Annotated in this window: 23 protein-coding genes and 1 pseudogene; 9 read left to right on the forward strand and 15 right to left on the reverse strand. The window is 39.8% G+C overall.

The genetic code is table 11. The features are described 5' to 3' along the window. Window positions 1-6: 6 nt before the first annotated feature. Complete coding sequence (locus I6F48_RS08700; RefSeq protein WP_007583814.1) at window positions 7-249, reverse strand: OadG family protein; 243 nt, start codon at window positions 247-249, stop codon at window positions 7-9. Between the two features lie 519 nt (window positions 250-768). Here I6F48_RS08700 and I6F48_RS08705 point away from each other — a divergent pair. The 3 genes from I6F48_RS08705 to I6F48_RS08715 all read left to right on the forward strand — a co-directional run bounded on the left by I6F48_RS08705 (window position 769) and on the right by I6F48_RS08715 (window position 1,792). Then, on the forward strand, window positions 769-942 hold the full coding sequence (locus tag I6F48_RS08705; protein ID WP_002961939.1) for a DUF1328 domain-containing protein: 174 nt from the start codon (window positions 769-771) through the stop codon (window positions 940-942). Window positions 943-1,000: 58 nt separating this feature from the next. After that, window positions 1,001-1,192, forward strand: coding sequence for a hypothetical protein (locus I6F48_RS08710; RefSeq protein WP_007378921.1), 192 nt, complete (start codon window positions 1,001-1,003; stop codon window positions 1,190-1,192). Between the two features lie 132 nt (window positions 1,193-1,324). Beyond that, entirely contained in the window at window positions 1,325-1,792 is a 468-nt protein-coding gene (locus I6F48_RS08715) for a YcxB family protein (RefSeq protein WP_165727244.1), read from the forward strand. 50 nt (window positions 1,793-1,842) lie between these two features. On the opposite strand, the gene csrA is transcribed toward I6F48_RS08715, so the two are convergent. The 6 genes from csrA to I6F48_RS08745 all read right to left on the reverse strand — a co-directional run bounded on the left by csrA (window position 1,843) and on the right by I6F48_RS08745 (window position 7,915). Then, on the reverse strand, window positions 1,843-2,034 hold the full coding sequence (gene csrA / locus I6F48_RS08720) for a carbon storage regulator CsrA (protein ID WP_004587515.1): 192 nt from the start codon (window positions 2,032-2,034) through the stop codon (window positions 1,843-1,845). Between the two features lie 91 nt (window positions 2,035-2,125). Beyond that, window positions 2,126-3,343 carry an aspartate kinase gene (locus I6F48_RS08725; RefSeq protein WP_166421882.1) on the reverse strand — a complete coding sequence of 406 codons (1,218 nt, stop codon included), beginning with the start codon at window positions 3,341-3,343 and terminating at the stop codon, window positions 2,126-2,128. Between the two features lie 6 nt (window positions 3,344-3,349). Continuing rightward, a complete protein-coding gene (gene alaS, locus I6F48_RS08730) occupies window positions 3,350-5,950 on the reverse strand; it encodes an alanine--tRNA ligase (protein ID WP_197119249.1) in 2,601 nt (866 codons plus the stop codon). A gap of 19 nt (window positions 5,951-5,969) precedes the next feature. Further along, window positions 5,970-6,422 carry a regulatory protein RecX gene (locus tag I6F48_RS08735; protein WP_007583805.1) on the reverse strand — a complete coding sequence of 151 codons (453 nt, stop codon included), beginning with the start codon at window positions 6,420-6,422 and terminating at the stop codon, window positions 5,970-5,972. Continuing rightward, window positions 6,422-7,210, reverse strand: a complete 789-nt coding sequence (locus I6F48_RS08740; RefSeq protein WP_024600767.1) for a BPSS1780 family membrane protein — start codon at window positions 7,208-7,210, stop codon at window positions 6,422-6,424. The genes I6F48_RS08735 and I6F48_RS08740 overlap by 1 nt, the downstream gene beginning before the upstream one ends. An 81-nt stretch (window positions 7,211-7,291) precedes the next feature. Next, a complete protein-coding gene (locus tag I6F48_RS08745; protein ID WP_007583803.1) occupies window positions 7,292-7,915 on the reverse strand; it encodes a GTP cyclohydrolase II in 624 nt (207 codons plus the stop codon). A gap of 251 nt (window positions 7,916-8,166) precedes the next feature. Between I6F48_RS08745 and I6F48_RS08750 the strand changes: the two genes are divergently transcribed. After that, window positions 8,167-9,279, forward strand: a complete 1,113-nt coding sequence (locus I6F48_RS08750) for an energy transducer TonB (protein ID WP_197119250.1) — start codon at window positions 8,167-8,169, stop codon at window positions 9,277-9,279. Between the two features lie 92 nt (window positions 9,280-9,371). Continuing rightward, window positions 9,372-10,487: an energy transducer TonB gene (locus I6F48_RS08755; protein WP_165727239.1), complete on the forward strand. Its 1,116-nt coding sequence runs from the start codon at window positions 9,372-9,374 to the stop codon at window positions 10,485-10,487. A 67-nt stretch (window positions 10,488-10,554) separates the two neighbouring features. On the opposite strand, the gene I6F48_RS08760 is transcribed toward I6F48_RS08755, so the two are convergent. From I6F48_RS08760 to I6F48_RS08770, 3 genes are all read right to left on the reverse strand, one after another. After that, window positions 10,555-11,064, reverse strand: a complete 510-nt coding sequence (locus I6F48_RS08760; protein ID WP_165727238.1) for a hypothetical protein — start codon at window positions 11,062-11,064, stop codon at window positions 10,555-10,557. Window positions 11,065-11,163: 99 nt separating this feature from the next. Continuing rightward, window positions 11,164-11,613 carry a low molecular weight protein-tyrosine-phosphatase gene (locus I6F48_RS08765; RefSeq protein ID WP_165727237.1) on the reverse strand — a complete coding sequence of 150 codons (450 nt, stop codon included), beginning with the start codon at window positions 11,611-11,613 and terminating at the stop codon, window positions 11,164-11,166. Between the two features lie 34 nt (window positions 11,614-11,647). After that, entirely contained in the window at window positions 11,648-12,154 is a 507-nt protein-coding gene (locus I6F48_RS08770; RefSeq protein ID WP_165727236.1) for a DUF3087 domain-containing protein, read from the reverse strand. A gap of 155 nt (window positions 12,155-12,309) precedes the next feature. Here I6F48_RS08770 and I6F48_RS08775 point away from each other — a divergent pair, with 155 nt between their 5' ends. Genes I6F48_RS08775 through I6F48_RS08785 form a run of 3 tightly spaced genes read left to right on the forward strand, consistent with a single transcriptional unit; the run spans window position 12,310 to window position 14,180 of the window. Next, the gene (locus I6F48_RS08775) at window positions 12,310-12,939 is read left to right on the forward strand and encodes an energy transducer TonB (RefSeq protein ID WP_165727235.1); all 630 of its coding nucleotides are present in this window, start codon (window positions 12,310-12,312) and stop codon (window positions 12,937-12,939) included. A 13-nt stretch (window positions 12,940-12,952) separates the two neighbouring features. Continuing rightward, window positions 12,953-13,561, forward strand: coding sequence for a sigma-70 family RNA polymerase sigma factor (locus tag I6F48_RS08780; RefSeq protein WP_165727234.1), 609 nt, complete (start codon window positions 12,953-12,955; stop codon window positions 13,559-13,561). Continuing rightward, window positions 13,548-14,180 (forward strand): hypothetical protein, encoded by a 633-nt coding sequence (locus I6F48_RS08785; protein ID WP_197119251.1) that lies wholly within the window; start codon window positions 13,548-13,550, stop codon window positions 14,178-14,180. The genes I6F48_RS08780 and I6F48_RS08785 overlap by 14 nt, the downstream gene beginning before the upstream one ends. Window positions 14,181-14,270: 90 nt before the next feature. On the opposite strand, the gene I6F48_RS08790 is transcribed toward I6F48_RS08785, so the two are convergent. Beyond that, a complete protein-coding gene (locus I6F48_RS08790) occupies window positions 14,271-15,947 on the reverse strand; it encodes a KAP family P-loop NTPase fold protein (protein ID WP_197119252.1) in 1,677 nt (558 codons plus the stop codon). Window positions 15,948-16,305: 358 nt separating this feature from the next. Here I6F48_RS08790 and I6F48_RS08795 point away from each other — a divergent pair. Then, window positions 16,306-17,285 (forward strand): annotated as a pseudogene (locus tag I6F48_RS08795) (IS110 family transposase). Window positions 17,286-17,368: 83 nt separating this feature from the next. On the opposite strand, the gene I6F48_RS08800 reads toward I6F48_RS08795, so the two are convergent. The 4 genes from I6F48_RS08800 to I6F48_RS08815 form a co-directional block, all read right to left on the reverse strand. After that, window positions 17,369-19,111, reverse strand: coding sequence for a potassium/proton antiporter (locus I6F48_RS08800; protein ID WP_197119253.1), 1,743 nt, complete (start codon window positions 19,109-19,111; stop codon window positions 17,369-17,371). Between the two features lie 463 nt (window positions 19,112-19,574). Beyond that, window positions 19,575-20,951, reverse strand: coding sequence for a Na+/H+ antiporter NhaC family protein (locus tag I6F48_RS08805; protein WP_197119254.1), 1,377 nt, complete (start codon window positions 20,949-20,951; stop codon window positions 19,575-19,577). A 190-nt stretch (window positions 20,952-21,141) separates the two neighbouring features. Then, on the reverse strand, window positions 21,142-22,800 hold the full coding sequence (gene pbp4b / locus I6F48_RS08810; protein WP_197119255.1) for a penicillin binding protein PBP4B: 1,659 nt from the start codon (window positions 22,798-22,800) through the stop codon (window positions 21,142-21,144). Between the two features lie 9 nt (window positions 22,801-22,809). Then, on the reverse strand, window positions 22,810-23,985 hold the full coding sequence (locus I6F48_RS08815; protein WP_197119256.1) for an exo-beta-N-acetylmuramidase NamZ family protein: 1,176 nt from the start codon (window positions 23,983-23,985) through the stop codon (window positions 22,810-22,812). Between the last annotated feature and the right edge of the window lie 432 nt (window positions 23,986-24,417).

Consider the following 24,417-nt stretch of genomic DNA (forward strand, 5'->3'; position numbering starts at 1 on the left):
TGCCCCTTATTTATTATTTGATTTGTACTGAGCAATGGCAGCACTAATAGCAGCGATGTGCTCATTAGGCACACCTTGAGATTTAAAAGACGGTGATTTAGCTGGTGATGCCTCTGGTTCGCTATAGCGCGTCACCAAATTAGACATAAGCGTTACTGCACCAATTAATATCGACAGAAATACAAACACCCCAACCATACCAGTTAGCATTAAGCTACCAGCCGTTGTGAGTAGAGCACCTATATCCATTTTTCTCCCCCTTGAAACCCATATCGAAAATAAAAAATCGATTTAATTAAATATTTATTCACTGGATAATAACAAAACTAGTCGCTTTGTCTACATCTTGTAAATTGGTAAAACCAATTAAACTATAAACAACATAACACTCAACAAATTTACATGCCATAACCCAGCAATCATGCGCCCTACAATACATACAGAAAATAACGACTATAGCTAATAGTTATATGGAAGTTGTTAATTAACTATTCAACTTAATAAAAATAACCGCCAAATTTTATAATAAGTACAAAAACACACACCAATTGTTAATTGGTCTTACCAAAAAGATTATTTTTAGTGAATATTTACCGGTAACTTGTAACAGTGTGAATAACTTACATAACAAAGCGTAAAAATTACTAACTAACTAATAACTAAAAACACAGTTAAAAACCATAACCACTTGATATAAAACAAAAATAAACTTTGGCATATAACTGGCATTAGTTATTGTGAGCAAATTTGATAACCAAGGAGAAAACAATGTTACGCTGGACAATTACATTTTTAGTTATTGCTTTAATCGCTGCAGTGTTAGGTTTTGGTGGCATCGCAGGTGCCGCAGCTGGTATAGCAAAAATTATATTTTTTATATTTTTAGTACTTTTAGTGATCTCATTAGTTTCAGGTGCACTACGTGGTAAATCACCCAGGTAGATAAAGCATTCAACTAACAAACACTAAAATTTAATTAACACTTACAAGGAATTACATTATGAATTCAACAACTGTAAAAGCAGCACTAATCGGTCTATTCGCAAGTTTCTTTATCATGGGTTGTGAAGACAATCATGCAGAAGACGCAGGCGAACGTATTGACGAAGCAGTAACTGACGTGCAAAACAAAGTAGAAGATGCATGTGAAAATGTTAAAGAAGGCGTAAACGCTGAAGAAACTAACTGTTAATTCTTCTTGTATCGCTAAAAAACGGCCTTAGGGCCGTTTTTTTGTGTCTGTAATAAAATCACTGACTATAAAGCTGCTCATTTAGCGGCTAGCTTGTTAAAATAAAAAAAACGATATTTAAAGCAAGGCAATATGGCATTTACAACAACCTACACACTAGATAAACCTTACTTTTACGAGTGCTTTGACGAGTCACTCCCCTACAGTAAGCGCGCCAAACCTAAGTACTTTTTACTTGTACTCCTCGTTGCGCTTGGTTTATTTGGCATTTATGTTTTAAACGATCATTACTTAGGATCGTTTATGATCATGCTAGGTGTACTAGAGTGCGTCGCTTTTTACTATCGCAGACCTTGGTGGGTAACCAGACAAATGCTCAGCAGAGCGTCAGGCTCTGAGGTAACACTTACCTTTGATGAAGAAGGCATTAAGTCGGCTAATCATTACAAAAGTTTTGAGCTAACTTGGCAAAACATAAGCGAAGTAATAGATACTCAGCAAGGTATTATTATTAAAAATAAAAGCGGAATGCAGTACATTTCAAAACAAATACTAACCCCTGAAATACTCGCTTTTATAAACAAAAAAGCCACTCAGTGAGTGGCTTTTAGTCTAGTTGAGCTAATTGCTCAACTACGTATACGTGTTGATTAAGCATTGCCCGGATTAGGGTTCGACTTTTCAGCTTGTATGCGCATGTAAATCTCTTCACGATGCACTGATACGTCTTTTGGTGCATTAACACCGATTCGAACTTGATTTCCTTTAACACCTAGAACGGTAACTGTTACTTCGTCACCAATCATTAGGGTTTCACCTACTCTACGAGTTAGTATTAGCATTCTCTTGCTCCCATGTTCCAATAAAAATTATAAGATTCCGCTTAAACATACTAATGAAAATTAGACTGAAAAGTAAGTAAAAACTCCCAATCTATCCATTTTCTGTTAAAAATGCTTTATGTAATGCACGAACAGCCAACTCTAGGTACTTTTCATCTATTAAAACTGAAATTTTAATCTCTGAAGTCGAGACTAAAACCACATTAATATTTTCCTGCGCTAATGCATCAAAAAATAAACTTGCTACACCAGAATGCGATTTCATACCCATTCCAACAGCAGAAACTTTAGCTACTGTTGGTAATCCGCTTATATTTTGAGCACTAAGTTGAGCTTGATCTTCGCTCAATAATTCAAGTGCTTGCAGATAATCATTCGAGTGCACAGTAAAAGCATAGTCTATTTTTTCAAAGATATGATTAACTTGATTAATCATATCTATTTCGATGCCATTATCAGCAAAAAGTTTCAATATTTTTGAAAGATATTGAGTACCTGTTGGCACACCTTCTACTTTAATTAAACATTCGTCACGATTAAACGCAATTCCCGATACAACCTTACTTGGCATATCGCTCTCCTCAAAACTTATTAATGTACCTTCGTCAGGATTAAAGCTCGAAAGCACCCTAAGTGGCACATTGTGTCTACCTGCAGCTTCTACTGAACGAATATGCAAAACTTTAGCGCCTAAACTTGCCAGCTCTAGCATTTCGGCAAAGGTAACTTGGCTCATTCTGCGAGCATTAGGTTCAACACGAGGATCTGTAGTATATACGCCGTCAACGTCGGTATAGATCTGGCATTCGTCAGCTTTTATAGCTGCGGCTATTTCTACAGCCGATGTATCGGTGCCGCCGCGTCCAAGTGTTGTAATGTTACCCTCAACATCACGCCCCTGAAACCCTGCAATAATAGCAATACGGTTATGTTCAAGCTCATGCTTTAAGCGCGTAGCAGCAACCTCCGCAATACGGGCTTTGCCAAACATGTTGTCGGTTAGAATATTGACTTGATCGGCTAATAAGCTCACCGCAGAGTGGCCACGTTTAATAATAGCCATAGCAAGGAGCGAAACAGAAACCTGCTCTCCAGTGCTAATTAGTACGTCTAGTTCACGGCTACTCGGGCGAGTATCAATTTGTTTGGCGAGATTAATTAAGCGGTTGGTTTCTCCCGACATAGCAGAGAGAACCACAACCACTTGATGCCCTTGTTGTCTGGTTTTAACAACAAGGTCGGCGACCGCTTCAATTCGCTCTATTGAGCCGACCGAAGTGCCACCGAATTTTTGAACAATAAGCGCCACTTAGGCTTAAGTACGCTCAGTTAACCAAGCTGTAACGCTATCTAGTGCAGCAGCAAGGTTTTGTGGTTCACTACCACCGGCTTGTGCCATATCTGGACGACCGCCACCTTTACCACCTACTTGGCCTGCCATGTGGTTAACTAACTCACCGGCTTTTACTTTGCCTGTTAAGTCTTTAGTTACACCGGCAATTAGGCTTACTTTGTCGCCACTGGCAACACCCAGTGCAATAACACCTGAGCCAATCTTGTTTTTAAGGTCATCAACCATACCGCGAAGCGCTTTAGATTCAGTCCCTTCAACGTTAGCTACAAGTAACTTAACGCCATTAATTTCAACAATCGAATCAAGTAAAGACGCGCCCGCTGCACTTGCTAGCTTATCGCTAAGCTGTGCAATTTGCTTTTCAAGGCCTTTAGATTTTTCAAGCAACGCAGTTACTTTTTCAAGTACCGATGCGCTATCGCCTTTAACTAAAGCTGCAACATCGCTAAGTTGTTGCTCTTGCTCGCTAACGTACGCTACAGCATCTGCACCAGTTACGGCCTCAATACGGCGAACACCTGCGGCAATACCGCTTTCAGATACAATTTTGAATAAACCAATATCGCCAGCGCGCTCAACGTGAGTACCACCACAAAGCTCAATAGAGTAGTCGCCAATAGTAACTACACGTACTTCGTCATCGTACTTTTCGCCAAACAATGCCATAGCACCTTTCGCTTTAGCATCATCAATAGCCATAAGCTCAGTATTAAGTGCAAAGTTACGACGAATTTCGTCATTAACTACACGCTCAATTTCACGTAGCTCATCTTTAGTAACCGCTTCAAAATGCGAAAAGTCAAAACGTAAACGATCAGGCTGAACAAGCGAGCCTTTTTGGCCTACATGCTCGCCTAATAGTTGGCGTAATGCTTCGTGTAAAATATGCGTAGCTGTGTGGTTTTTCTTAATGCTGTCGCGGCGCGTATCATCAATAGTTGCGTCAACTTTGTCATTAACACCAATACGGCCTTGTACAGTACCGTGGTGAGCAAAAGCATTACCAAGCTTAGTGGTATTAGTAACATTAAATTCGCCACCAGCAACTGTAATAGTACCCGTGTCACCCGTTTGACCGCCTGATTCAGCGTAAAACGGTGTGCGGTCTAGTACTACAATACCTTGTTGACCATCTTCTAATAACTGAACAGCTTCGCCACCGGCAAAAATTTCAATAACGGTCGCGCTGTAATGTGTACTGTCGTAACCTTTAAAATCAGTGTGTTTATCTGATTTTAATTGGTCATTGTAATCTGCACCAAATTTACCTGCTTGCTGCGCTGTTTTACGTTGTACAGCCATACACTCTTCAAAGCCTTGATGATCAATTGTCATCTGGCGCTCACGCGCAACATCGGCTGTTAAATCAGCAGGGAAACCATACGTATCGTAAAGTTTAAATACTAAGTCGCCCGGTATAATATCGCCTTTAAGGTCGCTTAAGCTTTCTTCTAAAATAGCTAAGCCACGCTCAAGTGTTTTACCAAACTGTTCTTCTTCAATGCGTAATACTTTTTCAATAATTTCTTGTTGCTTAGCAAGCTCAGGGTACGCTTGACCCATTTGCTCAATTAGCGCAGCAACTAATTTATAGAAAAACGAACCTTGTGCACCTAACTTGTTACCGTGGCGCACAGCACGACGAATAATACGGCGCAGTACATAACCACGGCCTTCGTTAGATGGCATAACACCGTCTGAGATTAAAAACGCACACGAACGAATATGATCCGCCACTACGCGTAGTGATTTATCGTCCATGTCTTGTGCATTAGTAACACTTGCAGCAGCGGCAATTAAGCCTTGGAATAAATCGATTTCGTAGTTTGAATGCACGCCCTGCAAAATAGCAGAAATACGCTCAAGGCCCATTCCCGTATCAACAGATTGCTTAGGTAGAGGCAACATTGTGCCGTCGCTTTGACGGTTGTACTGCATGAATACAAGGTTCCAAATTTCGATGAAACGGTCGCCGTCTTCCTCTGGAGAGCCCGGAGGTCCGCCCCAAATGTGTTCGCCATGATCATAAAATATTTCAGAACACGGACCACACGGACCGGTATCCCCCATAGACCAAAAGTTGTCTGAGGTAGCAATACGAATAATACGATCCTCAGATAAGCCAATGTCTTTTGACCAGTATTCAAACGCTTCTTCGTCATCGTGGTAAATAGTTACTAAAAGCTTTTCTTTTGGTAGTTTTACTTCTTCAGTTAAAAACTCCCATGCAAACTTAATAGCTTCTTGCTTAAAGTAATCACCAAAGCTGAAGTTACCTAACATTTCAAAAAATGTATGGTGGCGAGCAGTGTAGCCCACATTTTCTAAATCGTTATGCTTACCGCCAGCACGTACACAGCGCTGCGAGCTAGTCGCACGTGTATAAGGGCGGCTTTCTGCGCCTAAAAATACATCTTTAAATTGCACCATGCCGGCATTGTTAAATAACAACGTGGCATCGTTACCCGGAATAAGCGAGCTTGAAGGTACAACTTGGTGTTGTTTGCTGGCAAAAAAGTCTAAAAACTGTTGCCTAATTTGTGCGGTAGTCATGTGCTGCATTTGAAAGTCTCACCTGTATTTACTGTGCTTGCATTGCAAAATTAATTTCATCGTAGCTAAAACCCCGATACATTAAGTAGCGCACGCGCTTAGCTTTGTCTTTGTAATCGAGATCGGCCGGTGTATTCGAATATTTTTTATTGTACGCATCCTGCGCAAGCTCAAACCAATCTACTTCAAGCTCCTCTACTACCAATTCAAGTAGCGAACGATCAATCCCTTTGCCCATAGCTTCGCTTTGTATTCGCTTAAGCCCGTGGCATTTAAATATGTGTTTTCTTACAAAGCCTTCACAGTATCGCTGCTCGTTAATAAAATTATGCTTTTCGCACCAATCAAGCAGCGTTTCAATAAACTCTTCTGTAGCTTCTTTTTGCTGTAGCTTAAGCGTTAACTCACGACGCGAATATTCTTGGCGCCCTAGTAACCAAAGTACATAGTTTTTTAGTTTTTGCTTTAATTTATCATCCATTAAGCGTCAAAACGCCCGCTTGTTTCACTGCTAAGTGGCTTAACATTAATGTCGTCACTTGGTGGTACAACAGGCATAAAAATGGCTTGATAAGATACAAAAAAGCTAATGTAGCAAATTGGCATTAAAATCAACAGTGGTAAGAACGATAAGAACATCGAAAGCGCCATAAATAATGCGCAAATAAGGCCAAAAACGCCAAGTGGCAAAATGTTATGATAAAACACCATTAACGATTTTTTAAGTGCCGTTAAAATACGTGTTTCTTTACTAAAATAAACAAGCGGTACAGCGTAAGCAAACGCTGTTAAGTAAATTAGCATTGCCATAAAAAACAAAATGACATTCGCGCCCGAAATACTATCAAGCATTTGCTCAAGTGCTACATTTGGATCAAGTCCTGGTTGGCTCATAACAGCCACTGCATCGGCAAATAAGCCATTAGCGAGTAGCGCCATTAAAATGCCCGCACCCATTTGGTAAAGTGCTAAACGTAGTAACCCTAAACGATTTCCCTTAGCCGTAAATGGCTTGAGAATATCGGCTAGCATAATTTTTCCGCCCTGCTGCTTACTAAGCACCGCTTGGTAAAAGCCTGCGGTTAAAAATGGCGTAGCTAGCGCTGCCACAACTTGCAGTAAAGGTAAAAATAAAGACAGCAGCCCTACAATGCCAATAAATAAATGCATAAAAATAAAGGTTGCTGGCTGGGTTTTAAAAATAAGCCATCCGGCTTTTAACCACTTTAGCCCTGCATCGGCTTTAAAAATTCGTAATTGTGTAGACATACTTGCTCTTAATTTAAAACGAAACACGCCAAGTATAACTTGGCGTGAGGGGGTATTAATAGACGAAACGTAATTAAATGATTAAGGTTTTTTAATTTTCTTAATATCTAACATATGCGCGCCATGCTTAATTTTTGTTTCTAGGTACGATTTATTACCCGCAACACCCGCTTTAATGTGCGCATGCGTGCCCACAACCGAGTCAACATTAATACCGGCATCTTTTAATGCGTTAAGCTTTTTAGGATTATTGGTCATTAATTTAACGTGGCTTAAATTAAGCGCATTAAGCATTAACACAGCATCCGAAAAGTCACGTAAATCATCAGCAAAGCCTAAATGATTATTAGCTTCGTAGGTGTTCATACCTTGCGATTGCAATACGTAAGCATCAATTTTGTTGTATAAACCAATGCCACGACCTTCTTGGCGTAAATACAATAAAATACCGCCTTGCTCGTGCATCATTTCAATACATTCATTTAGCTGCTCGCCGCAATCACAACGCGATGAGTAAAATACATCACCTGTTAAACACTCAGAATGCATACGAATAAGCGGTACATCTTGCTCTGTATCAGCGTTGTTAAACACCATAGCAATATGTTCTTTGCCATCTTTTAAATCAGTAAATGAGATTATTTCTGCAGGGATATCACTATTTCTGCCAACATTAAGCTGGACTCTTGCTCTTACTTGCGCCACGACAAATCCAAATATTTAAATAACTACGACACGACAATAAAGTGATAATATCACAAAATAGGATGAATACACCGTAGTACAAGACTGTTTATGGCAATTATATGGCGACGACAGGCGTTATTTTCAATGATTGTTAAGCAATTAATAACCCGAATATTACAACTTCGCTTGTTTACTTTAATTTACCTAAAATAATGACAGGCCTTAATAGTTTTGGTAATTTTATGGGCTAATAAATAATAGGGATTATTATGAAGCACCAACAGCTCGCCATATCAATAGGATTAAGCTTATTAGCCTTTGCTAACTACACTTTCGCAAACCAAGTAAATAGCATTCAAGTTGTATCTGCAAACGCCGAAGAAACTGACTCAGCATTCGTTGCAGCCAAAGAACAAGCTGAAAAAGAAGCACAACTTGCTTATCAAAAAGGCCTCGCTCTACATGGAGAAAATAGCAATGAAACGGCAAAGCTTGCTATTAACTACGCTAAAGCCATCAATAATTATACTTCAAAGAACATTATGGTTATAGGGAATGGCAATGAAAAGAAACGGTTTGATTTGTATTCACAGGCCCACCGTATTTTAGTTAAAAACTATGGCGAAAACTCAATAGAGACTATGGATACGTTACTAGCCAAAGCCACTCATACCAATAAACCAAATACCGCAGTCAAAAACTTTAAGCAACTCATTAAAATCGCTGAATTACAAAATGACCCTGGCCTTGTCGCTAATATGCAATTTGAAGCTGCAGAAACATTACTTTATAGGTTTAGCCATAGCGAATATCCTTTAGCGAAAATATACGCTCAAGATGCAGATAAATATTACCAAGCCCAGCTACCTGATAATGCAGTAGAGCTTATAAAATCTGACCTTTTAATGGTTTCATTTGAGAGTGGCCGTAAAGATTACGACAAAGCAACTAAAAGGCTAAACCGTATAGTTGGCTTATTTGATAAATATAAAAATTTAGATCAAAGCTTTGAGCTTAATGCGCATGTTGGCTTAGTTCAGCTATATGAAAAACAAGATGAAAGCGATAAAGCGACTAAACACGCCTTAGCCTTTGCTAAAAATACGCACTGGAAAAATACCTCAGAGCAAAATCCACTCTACATAACCGAGCCTATATACCCTCGCGGTGAAACTAAAAGTCATGTAATAGTTATATTAGAGATTACTGTTGATACCCATGGCTTTGTGAAAAATCCTAAGGTTATTAGTTCTGAAGGTTCTAAAGCGTTTGAAAAATCAGCGATAGCCGCTGTTAAACAATGGCGTTACGCTCCAAAGTTTAAAAATGGAAAACCTGTAAATGCAACAACTCAAGCTGAACTGTATTTTGAACGCCTTTAAGTAGTTTTACCATTCAGTCAAAAATTATATTAATAAGAAACTGTTGTAATTACGTCAACCTAGTTTCAATTTAAAAGTTAATAGGGATTATTATGAAACGTCAGCAACTCGCTTTATTTATAGGCTTAAGTTTATCTGCTCTAAGCGCAACAACTTTAAGTACTACAGCACTCGCCAGCCAAGCAAGCGATCCTCAAACGGTATTTAGCCAAGCATACCAAAGCTATTTAGCAGCAGTTAAAGCAGACAAAAACGTACAACAAACTGCCAAACTTGCTTACACATCAGGTAAAGCCGTTTACGGTAAAAGCGACGACAATACTGCCAACTTAGCTATTAATTACGCTAAAGCAATAAAAGGCTACGGCGATGAGCTAAACGAACAGCGTTTTGCACTCTATAACGAAGCCCATACTATTTTAGCTGCAAACCACGGTAAACTATCAATAGAAACAATTGATGCACTACTCGGCCAAGCTAACTACACAACATCAGCTTACAAAGCAGCTAACTTTTTAGAACAAGTAATTGAAATAGCTAAAACACAAAATAAGCCTAAGTTTGTAGCCGACATGAAACTAGAAGCGGCAACGCTGCTTGCTAAAAAGTTTAGCTCTAAAAAATATCGCGTAGCTAAAAACTACCTAGAAGAAGCCGACGAATACTACCGTGAAAATATTCCGAGTAGCTCGGTAGAACAAATTAAAGCCAATTTTTTAATAGCCGCATTTGCCGAAGGTAGCAAAAAATATAACCGAGCAATTGAGCGCTTAAATAATATAGTTACTGCATTTGACGATAACTTAAGCTTTGATCACAGTGCTGAGCTAACTGCTCATTCAAAGCTTGTAGGTCTGTACGAAAAACAAGGTAAAAGCGAAGAAGCAACTAAACATTGCCTAGCTATCGCTCAAATGGTGCCATGGAAAGAATCACAAGAGCAAACACCTCTCTATCGTGTTAATCCTAAATACCCAGCGCATAAAGCCCGGTTTAGTACCGATGGTAGCGTTGTTATGGAGTTTGAGGTAGACGCAGCTGGCTTTGTAAAAAACCTAAAAGTGCTTAGTTCTGAAGGTGGCAACGCATTTGAAAAGTCAGCCCAAGCAGCTGTTGAGCAATGGCGTTACGCACCAAAGTTCGAAAATGGCAAACCCGTTAGCGCTACTTCTCAGGTACAACTCGACTTTAAAATTAACCGCCACTAAAAGCGGCTCATTAAAAAAGGCGCTTTATGCGCCTTTTTTAAAACTAACTAATACAAAACTCATGTAGTTAAAATTCATAACTTACGCTAATACCGCCATCGGCTCTTTTTTCATTGCTATCGCTTGCTTTACCGTAGCCCACATCTAGCTCTAATCTAAAACCAGCGTGGTTCAATCCATTAAAGTTGTAGCTGTACGTAAGCCCTATGCCGTTTGTTGTTTCTTCATCAAAAATACCGCCAATTACACAACCTAGCGTATTAGCAAAGTCAGTTGCTACATCATTTGTTGAACTTTCACACTCTTGGTCTGTATCTCTTGCGCCAATTGCACCTACAAGCGCGCCAAAAGCATGTTTTTTATTATCACTTACCGCTTGTTCAAAACCTGCTGAAAAACCATCATCAAGGCCTATTTTGTAGTTTGCATACCAGCGTTGTGTGTCGTCGTTAGCCGACAAAGACACTTCAGGAATAACTAAATAAGGATAGCCACCCCCAATCGAAAAACTAACATCGTTAGCAAAAGTAGAACAAGAAGCGATAGATAAAGTGAGTAGTAATATTTTTATTTTCATAAAGTTCCCTTTGAGTAAGCATAAAATGTACTTACTTTAGGGACACTGTGCAATACGACAAAAAGCTCGTTAAATTTAGCTTTAGTAATAAAATAGGGATTAAATTTTAGCGAGTATTTTATCGCTAGCCGCTTCAATTAAATCGAGCACATTTTCAAAGCCATCATCGCCGCCGTAATAAGGATCAGGAATAGCGCTTTGGGTTTGCTCGCCATATTCTAAAAATAGCGCCAGCTTGTAGCGTAAATGCTCAGGGCACTGGGCTTTTAAATCAGCTAAGTTTTGCGTATCGGCCGCTAAAATCAAATCAAACTCAGTAAAGTCGCTACTGCGTACTTTACGTGAACAAATACCTTTAAAGCTATAACCACGTTTTTCGCCTGCTGCCATTGAGCGGCTATCAGGCGTTTTACCTTCGTGGTAACCAATAGTCCCTGCCGAATCAACTTTAACGTTAACGCCTAGTTTTTTAGCACGGGCTTTTAATACCGCTTCTGCGGTTGGCGAGCGGCAAATATTACCTAAACACACTATGAGTATTTTTTTCATTAAGGCTCCTCTAACTAATTTAAAAACCTAAACTTTAAAACTGTTTTAAAATACTTGCGTCGTAATCTTCAACGTTAAGCGTTACGTTATGTTGCGCTGCAACAGATTCAAGCTCAGCTTGTTTAATGGCTAAATCGTCCATGGTGATTAGATTATCGTCTAGCTGCCACAATAACCGAGAGCCTGCGTAACTATAATGAATCGCTAATAACGCATCGGCATTACCCTCGCGCCCTGCTGCTTTTAACTTAGCCATTTTGCGGGTTATTTTATTAAGTGCTTTTTTAAGCTCCCACACATAAACAACTTCTGTCATAAAACTATGTGTACGGTATTTATTAAGTAACCACGCAAGCCCAACGCTAGTAATAGCAACACCTATTAAGTTCCAATGAAAATGGCTACCACTTTCATCAGGAAATAAAGCAATTAGCGTTTGCGATATAGCCAAGCTGCCTACAGCTAAACCAATACCACACCCTGCAATAACACGGTTTAAATGTTTACGGTAACGCGCTTTATTTATTTCAATGAGTTGCATAACAGCCTAAAAATGTAAGTTTTAATATTTGCGAATGGCTATTGTAACTAAACCCCACATTTTTTATAAAATTATTTCACCCCTTTTTGATTTGCCACCCGTTATAGCTTTGAAAACACCCTAATTGTTGTGATCAATAAAATTTGGAGCGGCTTATGCACACACTTGAAGTACCTAACAACCCAGTATTTATTAAAACATCAACCGCCGTTATTGGCGGTGCAGTAATGACCTTTGCAGCTTTTGCGTTTATGCAATATTTAATAAGTGGCGAGCAACGCGCACCGGTTAAACCTGGGGACGATATTATAGTAGAGATTTTTCAAGCGCCTGAGGATTCAAAGCTAAGGCATATACAAAAAATACAGCCGCCACCGCCAATGCCTAAAGTGCCGCCAAAAGCTCCACCGCTTGATACATCAGCCGATCCTGTGCTTGCAATTAGCGACTTTACGCCAGTGATGATTGACGATTTTGGTGGCGACATAAATAACACCATTAATCGCCCAACAGGGGATGCAACACCCATAGTGCGCATAAACCCTAAATACCCAACCACAGCCGCGCGCGATGGCATTGAAGGTTGGGTACAACTAAGCTTTAGTATTTCGCCAACAGGGGAAGTAATCGACCCAGTAGTTATTAACGCCGAGCCAAAACGCACCTTTGACCGCGAAGCAATAAGAGCTATTAAACGCTGGAAATATCGCCCCAAAGTAATTGAAGGTGTGGCACAATTACAAACAGGTCAAACCGTACAACTCGACTTCAAATTACAACAATAAAAGCGATGAGCCTATGCTACTAAGTATTAAGTCATGGTTATTTGAAACGCCAAGCAAGGACTGCATGGCAAGTTACGCAAAAAGTGGCGACAATCGTTACTTAGAGCAGCTTATTGCCCTCTACAGTAACGACTTATACCACTACCTTATTACGCAATCTAATACGCATTTAGCATACGACGTAAGCCAACAAACATGGCTAAAAGTAATCGAAAAACGCCACCTTTACCAAGCACAAACCACACCCAAAGCGTGGTTATTTAAACTTGCCCGCAACACACTCATTGACGAATACCGCAAGCAACAGCACTTTGTAGAGCTTGACGAAAGCACGCACTTACCAGCACAAAATCATAAAAGCGAAAGCGACTTAAATAGCAGTGACTTAACTAGTGGTGACTCGCATATAGGCAGCTCAAACATAAGTTATGACGCATTCGACGCCGCCCTAAAACAACTTAGCTTTGTACAGCGCGAAGCCATAACATTACAACAAGAAGGCTTTTCGCTCACCGACATAGAACTTATAACGCATAGCAATGCTGAAACCATTAAAACAAGGCTGCGCTACGCCAAACAAAACCTTAAACGTTTATTAGGAGCAAGCAATGAACAAGCCTGATGAGCCGTTCGATCAAAAGCTCACACAACACTACAAAGAGCGAAAAGCACGCACTACACTCAGCGCTGCCCAGCAAAAAGCGCTACTCAAAAAAGCCACACATATAAAGCCTAAAAAGCCCACAAGGCTTAGTTTTACGCTACAACTAACCAGCCTTGCCTGCGCACTCGGTGTGTTCGCCTTTATTGTGTTTGATAATAACAACGTAATAAATACAGAGCCTAAAACCGTACTTAACAGCGTATTTAACACTATAGACATTCACGACTATTCAATTATTAAAACACACGAAATAAACCAAGCTGGTAGCTACGCAAGCTCTATAAACGAGCAAAAACACGCGCTTGATAGTCAATTAGCTAACGATTTACGCCGCCACCAACAGCGCCACATAGAATACGGCACACTCGTAAAGGTAGATAACGACTGGTACATAGCCAGCTGTAATGACGAGGTACTCGTACAAATTAAGCATTCACTGTTAAGTGATTTAAAGGGTAAACATGCGGTAGAAAGTGGTCTAAATACGGGTGACATGTTGGCTATGGCGCATAACGGTAAGGGGCAGATTATTGCGCTAAAACATGCGGGTAATGGGATTAGGCAGTGTGGGGCTTAGGTGGTTTGGGTGGTGGTAATTTATATAGAGAATTACCACCGAGAACACAGAGGCGCTTAGCGCTGCACAGAAATGTTACGGCACAATATTTTAACTATCTCCCATGTAATCAAGGGGTGAGGAAAGCTCTATAAAATCACGATAATGCTCTTTGGTAATTTCTTCATAACCATCTTTTATGTAAATATAACTTACCCATAATAGTGTAATGTTGCCTGCCCTAGGCTTCCTCACATCAGCATTTGCTAAGTTTTGTTCAGCGCTATGAAGTGCCGTTACATTCTCACTATTTGAACTAACCATTGCAGTCAATGAATTTGTCGCATTATTAAGTACTTTGCAAAAGATACTATCTATAAAATCAGCTAGTTTTATAGTGTAATTTCCAATAGAAAAATTATTATTTTTACTTGTCCCATAACCTAAGTAGAATGAATTTGTGTAAGATAATGGTTCAATAAAGTATTTTATCTCAGCTAGTTGTTGTACTTCTTGTATACTCTGTTTTAAGTAATTATTTAAGCTTATATTTCTTAGTTCGCCCTTATGGTTTTTTCCATCTCGTTTAAACCTTCCTGTTATTACCTCTTCATAAAGTGAGTGATCTTTTTCATAGATACAAAACAAAACAGCTAATACGAGTACATCTACTTTTTTACCACTTGGTAAATTTACAATAATGGCAGTAATACGTTCAGTAATTTGAATAGCTGTTCTAGGTTGTATATGAAATGCATCTAAAATAACTGAGATATTTGCTAAAGCGATCTCTGGTGTCTCTGTTCGAGGAAGTAGCTCAATTTTTTTACTTTCTAAATACGCAGATTCAAATTTAGTTGTATCGCTATGTACTGATAAAAAATCCTTTAAAACAGGTCGCTTTAAGCTATAGCGGCTATTAAAAAAGCGACCTAGGTAAATTTTAGCATCGAACCCTTCACCGTAAATTGATTTGATTGTATGTTGGAGTTGATCTGTATCGGTTGCCACAACAAACACAATACCTTTTACATCAAAAATATGTTTAATCGTCTCTAACATTTCTACCGCATAACTTGGGCGACAACGGTCTAGTTCATCAATAAAAATGAATATGGGTAACGACTTATCTTCCTGCTTTTCAAACTTACTGACCCAATCAGCTAACTTAGACTTTATTACTTCAATACTCTTATTTTTAGCTTCATGATCTTTAATCAAGTTTTGTGCAAGCGCCTTTACTGCGGGCGAAAAATCGCTGCCAGTCGGTTTATTGGAGCTTTGTTTTTGGTCGCTATCAATTTCATCATCAGAAAATAGTAATGAGTGTAATTCATCTAAATCGATACCAGATATTTTTTTAGTTAAACCTTGTGCAATAGCAGGTGCAACAGCCTTAAACATCGAAACGGCGCTTTTAGGTATTGTTATATTAAACTTCGCCTGAAGTTGAAGCTGCTTGATGATACCCGCAATTACAGTTAAAAATGGGTCGTCTGAATAATCTTGCTGCCACGCATCAATATAAACTACAGGGTAATCTACTATTAATTCCTGTGACCAACGCTTAAGAAAATATGTTTTACCTGCCCCCCATTCTGCATTTAAGTTTAATACATAGTTTTTCTTTTGAGTTCCTTCAGGGCGATTTAGATCAAACCCTTCTTGAGCCAATAGTCTTGATAAGAAAGTGGCGTAGCGAGCACGATCTAATTTATCAGCAGGAAAATATTCACCTACCGAGCGGTTAGTTTCCGTGTTCCAATTGAAGTCTTTAATCTCTTTCATTTAATTCCCTTTAAATAGTCTTTTTTACATAGTGCAATATAAAACGTTCAGTCGCTGAGTTCTACGAGCTAACGCCCGACGCGCCAGCAAGCAATGCGCCTACAAAAACACTACATATATGCTCATTGCATTGGAGATCCGTTGGGTTTCGTGTCACTCAACTCAACCTTGTATCTCTTCTTGATGAGTGTTTAGCTAGCACTTGTCACATCGGGAAGACAGTGAGCTCGTACCCAACCAGAGTGTGAAAATGCTGTGACGTAGATTGAGCCCTGACTTCCTAACCTCAATTAAACTGAATGGTATCCTAGCGCCCCAACTAAGGGTGACGCTGCATGTACAAGGGGAGTAGATAGAGATGAAAGCTTTTATTGGCATTGATGTGGGTAAAGAAAAGTTAGATATTTCCTGGCTACGCGATGTAGTAAAAAGAAAACGAAGATTTTTAAAAATAACCCGCAGGGCTATCAAGAGTTAGTTGCCTGGTTGATAAAGAATACAAATTTAAAAGCACAAGACATTGTTATTACAACAGAGCCCACAGGTGTTTATAGCGAGCCGCTGATGTATTTCCTATACGAGCAAGGATTTATTTTATTACATGTAAATCCTGGTAAAGCAAAACAGTACGCAAGTTCATTAGGGCTTGTCCATAAGACAGACAAGTCAGACGCCACAATGCTTGCTCGTTATGGTCATGACCAACAGCACTCACTTTTAAGTTGGCAGCCTGAGCCTGTTGAAGCGAGAGAGTTAAAAGTAATGACGCGTAGACTTGAAGCACTTGAGCAAGACTTACGTCGCGAAGAAAATCGTTATGAAGCTGTTGGTTTCTCAGGTGCATCTACTCGAGTTACTCAGTCAATTGAAGATATGATAGCTGTACTAAAAACTGAGATAGGCAAGCTAAAAAATGACATTGATGAGCATATTGATAGACACCCGCAATTAAAAAAGAACCGCAAATTGCTTCAAAGTATCAAAGGTGTTGGAGAGGTAATATCACGTATGATGGTGTCCTTGCTGGCATGTAAACAGTTTAAAAATGCCAAGCAATTAGCTTGTTACTTAGGCTTAATACCTAAGCTTAATGAGTCAGGCAAACGGGCTGGAAAAACAACCTTAAGCAAAGAAGGGCCTGGGTATATAAGGGCTAAATTGTATATGGCTGCTGTAGTCGCTGTACAACATAATCCAGATATAAAAGCCCAAAATAAGCGATTAGTGGGGCAAGGTAAAACAAAAATGCAGGCAATTGGTGCTGCAATGAGAAAGCTGACACATATCTGTTTTGGTGTTGTGAAGAATCAAACTGAATACCAGCCTCAAGCTATTTAAAGAAAGCTTGAGGCTGATTAGAAGAGATGGTATCTACGTAGCTATAAACGAGCTGTCACCACTTAATAAATCTCTGTTTATAATTACTTATTTAAAAGCTGCTTTTCTGGGGTGCTTAGGTACTTTAGACCAATGGTCACTATGCGTGTGTGTACCATGGTTATAACGCGTATTTGCACATTACCAATAACAACAATATCGCCTTTACTGACTTCTCCTGAAAGCTTTTGGTTAATCACTTCTTCTAAGCTTATCTCTTCTGGGGCGTCTATTTGCATGTGGTAAGAGTAAAATATATCGCCTACCAACGTTACCCCTTTCACTTTAAGTTCGTTGTGCGCTAAGTGGCTATCTTGATGGTTTGTTTTATCGGTTGCTGTAAAAACTAAATCAACAAAAGGTCGGTTATCTGGTTTTAAAACAACAAATAAATGATCGTTTGCTTTTAACTTAGTTGAGCCTCGTGGCGGAATAATTGACGGACCCCGTGTGATCATAGCAACAACCACACTCTCGGGAAGTGCGGCATGTGACAAACTGCGCCCTGAAACACGCGAAACATCACTTAATGTGTATTCTACAATTTCTATATCAATATCGTTTAGGGCTGTGATTTCGAGTGTTGCAGCGGCTAGGTCGGGCGGCGGCTCCACTAAATTTAGTTTTTTAGCCATCCAAGGCATTGTTGAGCCCTGTAACGTGGCTGAAATTAACACCACGAAAAAAACAACATTAAAAATAAGCTCAGCCCCTGAAAGGCCAAATAGTAATGGGAAAATAGCTAAAATAATGGGTACTGAGCCTCTAAGGCCAACCCAAGATACGAACAAAGTTTCGCGATTATTAAAGCCAAACAGTTTTAAAATAGGCGCTACCGCTAATGGGCGAGCAACAAAAATAAGTGCCAGTGCAATAAGTAATCCTTCTAACCATACGTCAACCAACGACGACGGGTTAATAAGCAGGCCTAATACAACAAACATGGTTATTTGCCCAAGCCATGCTAAGCCGTCATGAAACAGAAAAATACCGCGTTTATATACAAACTTGCTGTTACCTAAAATAACACCCGTTATAAATACAGCTAAAAATCCACTGCCGCCGAGCGTTGCAGAAAGGCCAAATGAAAGCAGTCCAAATGCGGTTACCATCACTAAATACAAACCCGATGCATTTAGTTTAATTCGATTAATAAACCAAACCGATACCTTGCCAATTAAAAGACCACAAATAGCGCCAACACCCATTTGTTGAGCAAATAACTGTAGTAAACCAAGGCCTACTGGCATATCGTTAACGAGCATTTCGAGCAAACCAACCGTTAGAAAAATAGCCATTGGATCGTTCGAGGCACTTTCTATTTCAAGCGTAGATTTAAGCTTTTTATTTAAGTGAATACCCGCACTTCGTAAAAGTGCAAACACTGCGGCGGCATCTGTAGAGCCAACAATGGCACCCAGTAAAACACCTTGTAATATGGGCAGGTCTAAAATATAAGTGGCCACAAGGCCTGTAATTATAGCGGTAAATAACACCCCGACAGTTGCTAAAGCAGACGCGGGTTTCCACACTTGTTTAATTGAACTAGTAGGCGTTTGTAAACCACCATCAAATAGAATAATGGCAAGCGCAAGAGTACCCAGAGCATGTGCGGCCTCTGCGTTGTCGAATGAAATACCTGCAATACCGTCTTCACCTGCGAGCATGCCTACAAGTAAAAATAGCACCAGCACAGGTAAGCCAACGCGTGCAGATAACTTGCTCGAGATCACTCCTAGTAAAATTAATATGGCACTAACGAGAATGATATTATCAATTGCAAACATAGTGTGGATTTACAGCCTTATATGAATTATACCAATCCGCAATAATACTTAGTCATTTTGCGGGGCTAAACGTGTCGCTACCTGCGTTAAAAAACTCTCATTTACGACTGCATGGATGCAGAAGGTAGAGCAATGCAGGAGCAATTGCCGAGAACAACTAAATAGCGAATTTTTTGCCTAGCTATCAACACGTTTTTCCAGCCTCAAAATAGATTACTTAATTAAGCGAATTGGTATTAAAAAGTAAGAATTTATAGCTAACAAAAAGCTTAAAGCTCATGCTATACAATAACCTAAAAAATATAAATACGGGTACTTAAGTCTATATTTAAATAATTTAGATAAAAAAGAGAGTGTTGCTGGACTTAATATTACTTAGCTCGATTCAACTTAGCTTTATTTATTTTTAAAAACAAAAAAGCCTGCGATTAAGCAGGCTTTTGAGTATTTAAATAATCAAATTTTATAAAACAATAATGCTTGTTACTAAGTACGCTAAAAACGTAAGGCCGCCACCAAATAAGGCATACGGTAGCTGCGTTTTAACATGGGTGAGTAAATCACACCCCGATGCAATAGCCGATACAGCGCTGGTGTCGGATATAGGCGAGCAATGATCGCCAAATATACCACCACCCAAAATAGCACCAACAACAAGCGATGGCGGTAAACCTAGCGCTTGAATAAGTGGCACACCAATTGGGATTAATATAGCAAACGTGCCCCACGATGTACCTGTAGTAAACGACATTACCGCACCGGTTAAAAACAGCACAGGTACTATTAAGTAAATAGGTAGGTAGTCGCCAACAAGTGACGCTACAAATACGCCAGTACCCAACTCTTTTAAGCTTGCGCCAAGTGTAAGCGAAAGCAGTACAATGGCGACCAATGGCATTAATTCGCCCATACCTTTAAAACCGGTATCAACTAATTGATGGTGCGTAAATTTACGAGAACCAATCATTAAAAAGTAAGCGACAACAATGGCTAAAACCGTTGCGTACAATACTGACTTAGAGCCACTACCCTCTGCCAACACACCATTACCGGTGTAATACATAAAGCCAACCATGCTGGTAATGAGCGTAATAAGCGGGATTAACATGTAACGCGCTTTAGAGGCTTTTATTTCATCTTTTAAGTCGGTTGTTTGAAGCTCTAGTTTTTCTTCGGCTTCTTTCATTGGGCCATGCACTTTATCAAACGCGATGGTGTAAAAAACAATAACAAGAGTGATTATGGCGTAAAAGTTATACCCTACGCTGCCCCACAAAACCGATACAGCCGACTCACCTAGCTCGTAGTTACCTAGCAAACCAAGTACAAATGCGCCCCAGCCGTTAAGCAGTATTAAAATACACACTGGCGCGCTGGTGCTATCAATAATATACGCTAAACGCGCTCGGCTCATTTTAAATTTATCGAACAAGCCACGCGATAAAATACCCGAGGTAAGTACGCTCAGGTTAGATTCTATAAACACCGCAATGCCGGTAAACATGGTTAAAAAGCCCACTTGGCGCTTACTTTTTGCAACACCTTTATTCATTAGCATATTAACAGTTGCTGCAACGCCGCCAGATTCGCGAATGTAGGCAAGCAATGCACCAATTAAAATACTAAATATTAATATGCGTGTATTACCTGGCGAGCTGGCAACCGAAATAATACGTTCAATGGTATTTAAAAAAGTATCAAACAAGCTATTACCTTCGCCCTGCAAGGCGAGTAAAAACTCAGAAGAAGCAACGGCAACAAGTAGCGCCATAATCACTTCTTTTCGCCAAAACACGATAGCAATCGCAATTAGCGGCGGTAAAATAGAATACCAATGCATAAAAAGTTAACCTTAATTATTAGCGAGTAGCCTCGCTTTGTACGCGTTTTAACGCTTATTTGTTAAGCCTAACAACATAAACCGGCTTAGTTTTATAGACCGCTTAGCTTAATGGATTGGCTTACTCAAGTCACCTGTAAATAAATCACTTGGAGTGGCTCAGTTAGTACGTTTTAACCTATACGATAGCTTATTGATTTAGTAGTGCTTCATAAATAAGCGACACTACCGAACCGTACTGTGCGGTTTCAAATTGTTTACCCGTAAATTCGTAACGTTTTTGCGAGCCTTTAATGGCACTATGGCGAGCATTAGTAAGTAAAACAATAGCTAAGTCGTAAGCGGGGTCAATTACGGTCACTGTACCCGTCCAACCTGTGTGGCCATAAGCCTGTGCGCTTGCATAAGGGCCAAAGTGCCAGCGCCTTGCTTGGTTATTACCGGCAAGCCTAAAGCCCAGCCCGTAGGTTTCATCGCTGCTTTGCGGCGTTAAAAATTGTGCTAAGGCGCTTGCACTAAATAATTGTTGGTCGCCGTAGCCACCGCTATTTAGTAATAACTGGCAAAGCACGGCTAAGTCGTGAGCGTTACTAAATAATCCTGCATGCCCTGCTACACCATCAAGCGAATAATAAGCGCGCTCGTCATGCACTTGGCCTTGTAAAACCCCAGTGCGAATATTATCAAACTTAATACGCCCGTCTCGCGTATTACCGCTAAGCTCGGTGGCTGCAAATTGCTGCGGCTTAAAGCCTTTTTTAAGTGGATTAAATAACGTGTTAGTTAATTTTAGTGGCGCATACACGTGCTGCTCTAAGTATTCATCCAAAGGTTGCCCAGTGATACGCTCAATTAGTACGCCTAAAATCATGTAATCAATATCTGAATAAATAGGCTGCCCAGATGATTCACTGCTAAAAGGCACGCTGGTAAGTAATAGCTGTTTGGTAGTTTTACTGTTTTGCGAATAAAACGCGTCGCCATTGCTGCCATCTTTACGATGAAAGTCAAATACTGGCGGATATCCGGCGCTGTGTGTAAGTAAATCTTTTACTGTGCGTTGTGAGCGCCCTTCGCCTTTATATTCGCTTAGGTAGCTTTGTACGGGTTTATTAATATTTAATAGCCCTTCGCTTACTAATTTCATAAGGGCAAAGTTGGTGGCAAATATTTTGGTGTTTGAGGCTAAATCAAACAAGGTATTAGTTTGCATTGGCTCCGGGCGTAACAGCATTAAGTCACTTTGCTGATATTGCTTTGCATCGCCATAAGCAGTTAACTTTATTAGCTCGCCATTTTTAACAACAGCCAACACAGCCCCAGGAAAACCCGCTTTTACATCGCGATTTATTAACGCATCCACTTCGCTAAAATCTACGTTTTTTACTGGTTCGTCGCTTAAAGTAGGAAATGCAAAACGCAGCGTTAAACTTGCGCCATTAGGGAGAATATTTTCAACTTTAAAGGTATTAACACCGTTGTGAGTATTTTTTGCCAAGCTGTAATTGTACAAGGTGTTGGCGCTTAGTTGGTTAACGTCGAGCTTTTGATTATTAATGTAAATATCGGCGCTTTGTGCGTTGTGGTTTTGTATTAATAATTCCCCACGCCCTTTGTAAGCTTTAAACGTTCCTCGGTTATTAACATAAAACCGGCTACTTGGATTTACCTCAGGAAACGTAACAACCACTTGTCCGTTAGGCAGTTCTACAAGTTGGCTTTTTGTAAGTGTTGGCAGCGAGCTAATTGGTTCAAGTGGTGTAGTGCAACCCACAATAATAAAGCTTAGCGCCACTATAAATGCTGTTTTTGTATAACCACACCTTTGATTTTTTAAAGCAATAAACATGGGCAGCCCTTATTTATATAACAAGTAAGGCGCTCTTTGCGCTTTAAATTGCACAAGCCCCGCCTGCCAACTTTGCTTTATTTGCGCCTCTGATTGCCCTGCTTCAATAGCTAAACGTAGTTTATTAGTACCCGCTAGTTTATCCATAAAGTCAGCGCGTTCAAAAAACGAGATGTTATTTTTACTAAGCTCCGTGTACGCATTTATTAAGTAAGTTAAATTTAAACCTGTAATATTTGCTTGTCTTAAATCGAGCCCTTGTACGGTTTGGTTTTTAAATTTAGGGTTTAAAGCAGCGCCTTTAATTGCGCGCGGTGTAAAATTAAAATCACCTAATGCAACTGGCGAATAGCCAATTACCTGAAATGCAAAGTCGGTACCTCTACCAATGCTAATAGGCGTTGCTTCAAAAAAGCAAAGTGATGGGTAAAGTGCAATGGCTTGATCGTTAGGTAAATTAGGGCTGGGTTTTACAGGTAAGCTATACGTACTTTTGCGAGTGTAATGATCAACAGGGATCACAGTTAATTTTAAATCGGCCGCTTTATTGATCCAGCCTTCGCCTTTGATCATTTTAGCCAGCTCGCCAACGGTCATACCATGCAATACAGGAATGGGGTGCATGCCTACAAACGATTTAAATTCTGGCTCTAATATTGGCCCATCAACGTAAGCAATATTTGGGTTGGGTCTGTCGAGTACTAAAAATTTTATCCCCTGCTCTGCAGCGGCTTCCATCATGTAGTGCATAGAGCTTATGTAGGTATAAAAACGTACGCCTACATCTTGAATATCAAAAATAATGATATCAACATCAGCTAAAGCAGCTTGGCTTGGTTTTTTATTTTTACCATAAATAGAAATAAGCGGAATACCGGTTTTGCTATCAACGGCATTTTTTACATGCGCGCCCGCATCGTGATCGCCCCTAAAGCCATGCTCAGGTGCAAAAATTTTAATTATATTAATATTTTTAGTCAGCAGAGCATCTACTAAGTGAGTTTGCCCTACCGCTGATGTTTGATTGACCACAAGCCCTATACGTTTATTTTTTAACTGCGGTAAATATTTAGCATATTGATGCGCACCAACAACAAGTGAGTTATTAGCTTCGTTGGCCTGTGCGCTGGAAATAAGAGTAGCGTTGAGAAATAAAAATAGCGTAATAAATGCGGTTTTAAACATGCAGTCAGATCCTTTTAAACAAGGTGTTTAAAATAACATAGGTAATAATAAAGAGCAGCTTTAGAAAGGGGTCGAGTGGGCTTGATTAGGCTTTAAATGGATATAGTAATTAGAAGCTACGCTTCTCACGCGAGCAAGCTCAGCGGCTACAACGGGTTATTAAACTCGGTGTCTTCAGAGGGCCATCTGCCAGTTTCACTTTATTTCAGGCACAAAAAAACCGACTTATTGTCAGTTTAGTATGAAAGTGGTGGGCGCAGGACGTATCTTGTAAGAGTGAACCTCCGACTTCTTGGTCGGAGTTTTTCAATTTAGTTGTCGCATCAAATTAAATTTTATGCCGCCCGCATTGCTTCTTTTTTCTCTGGATTTAAATTTACTTCATTGATCATCGTCCAATCTCGAGACTTTCCTGACCAACGACTTGGATTC

The sequence above is a fragment of the Pseudoalteromonas sp. SWYJ118 genome, from assembly GCF_015864505.1.
GTDB lineage: Bacteria > Pseudomonadota > Gammaproteobacteria > Enterobacterales > Alteromonadaceae > Pseudoalteromonas > Pseudoalteromonas arctica.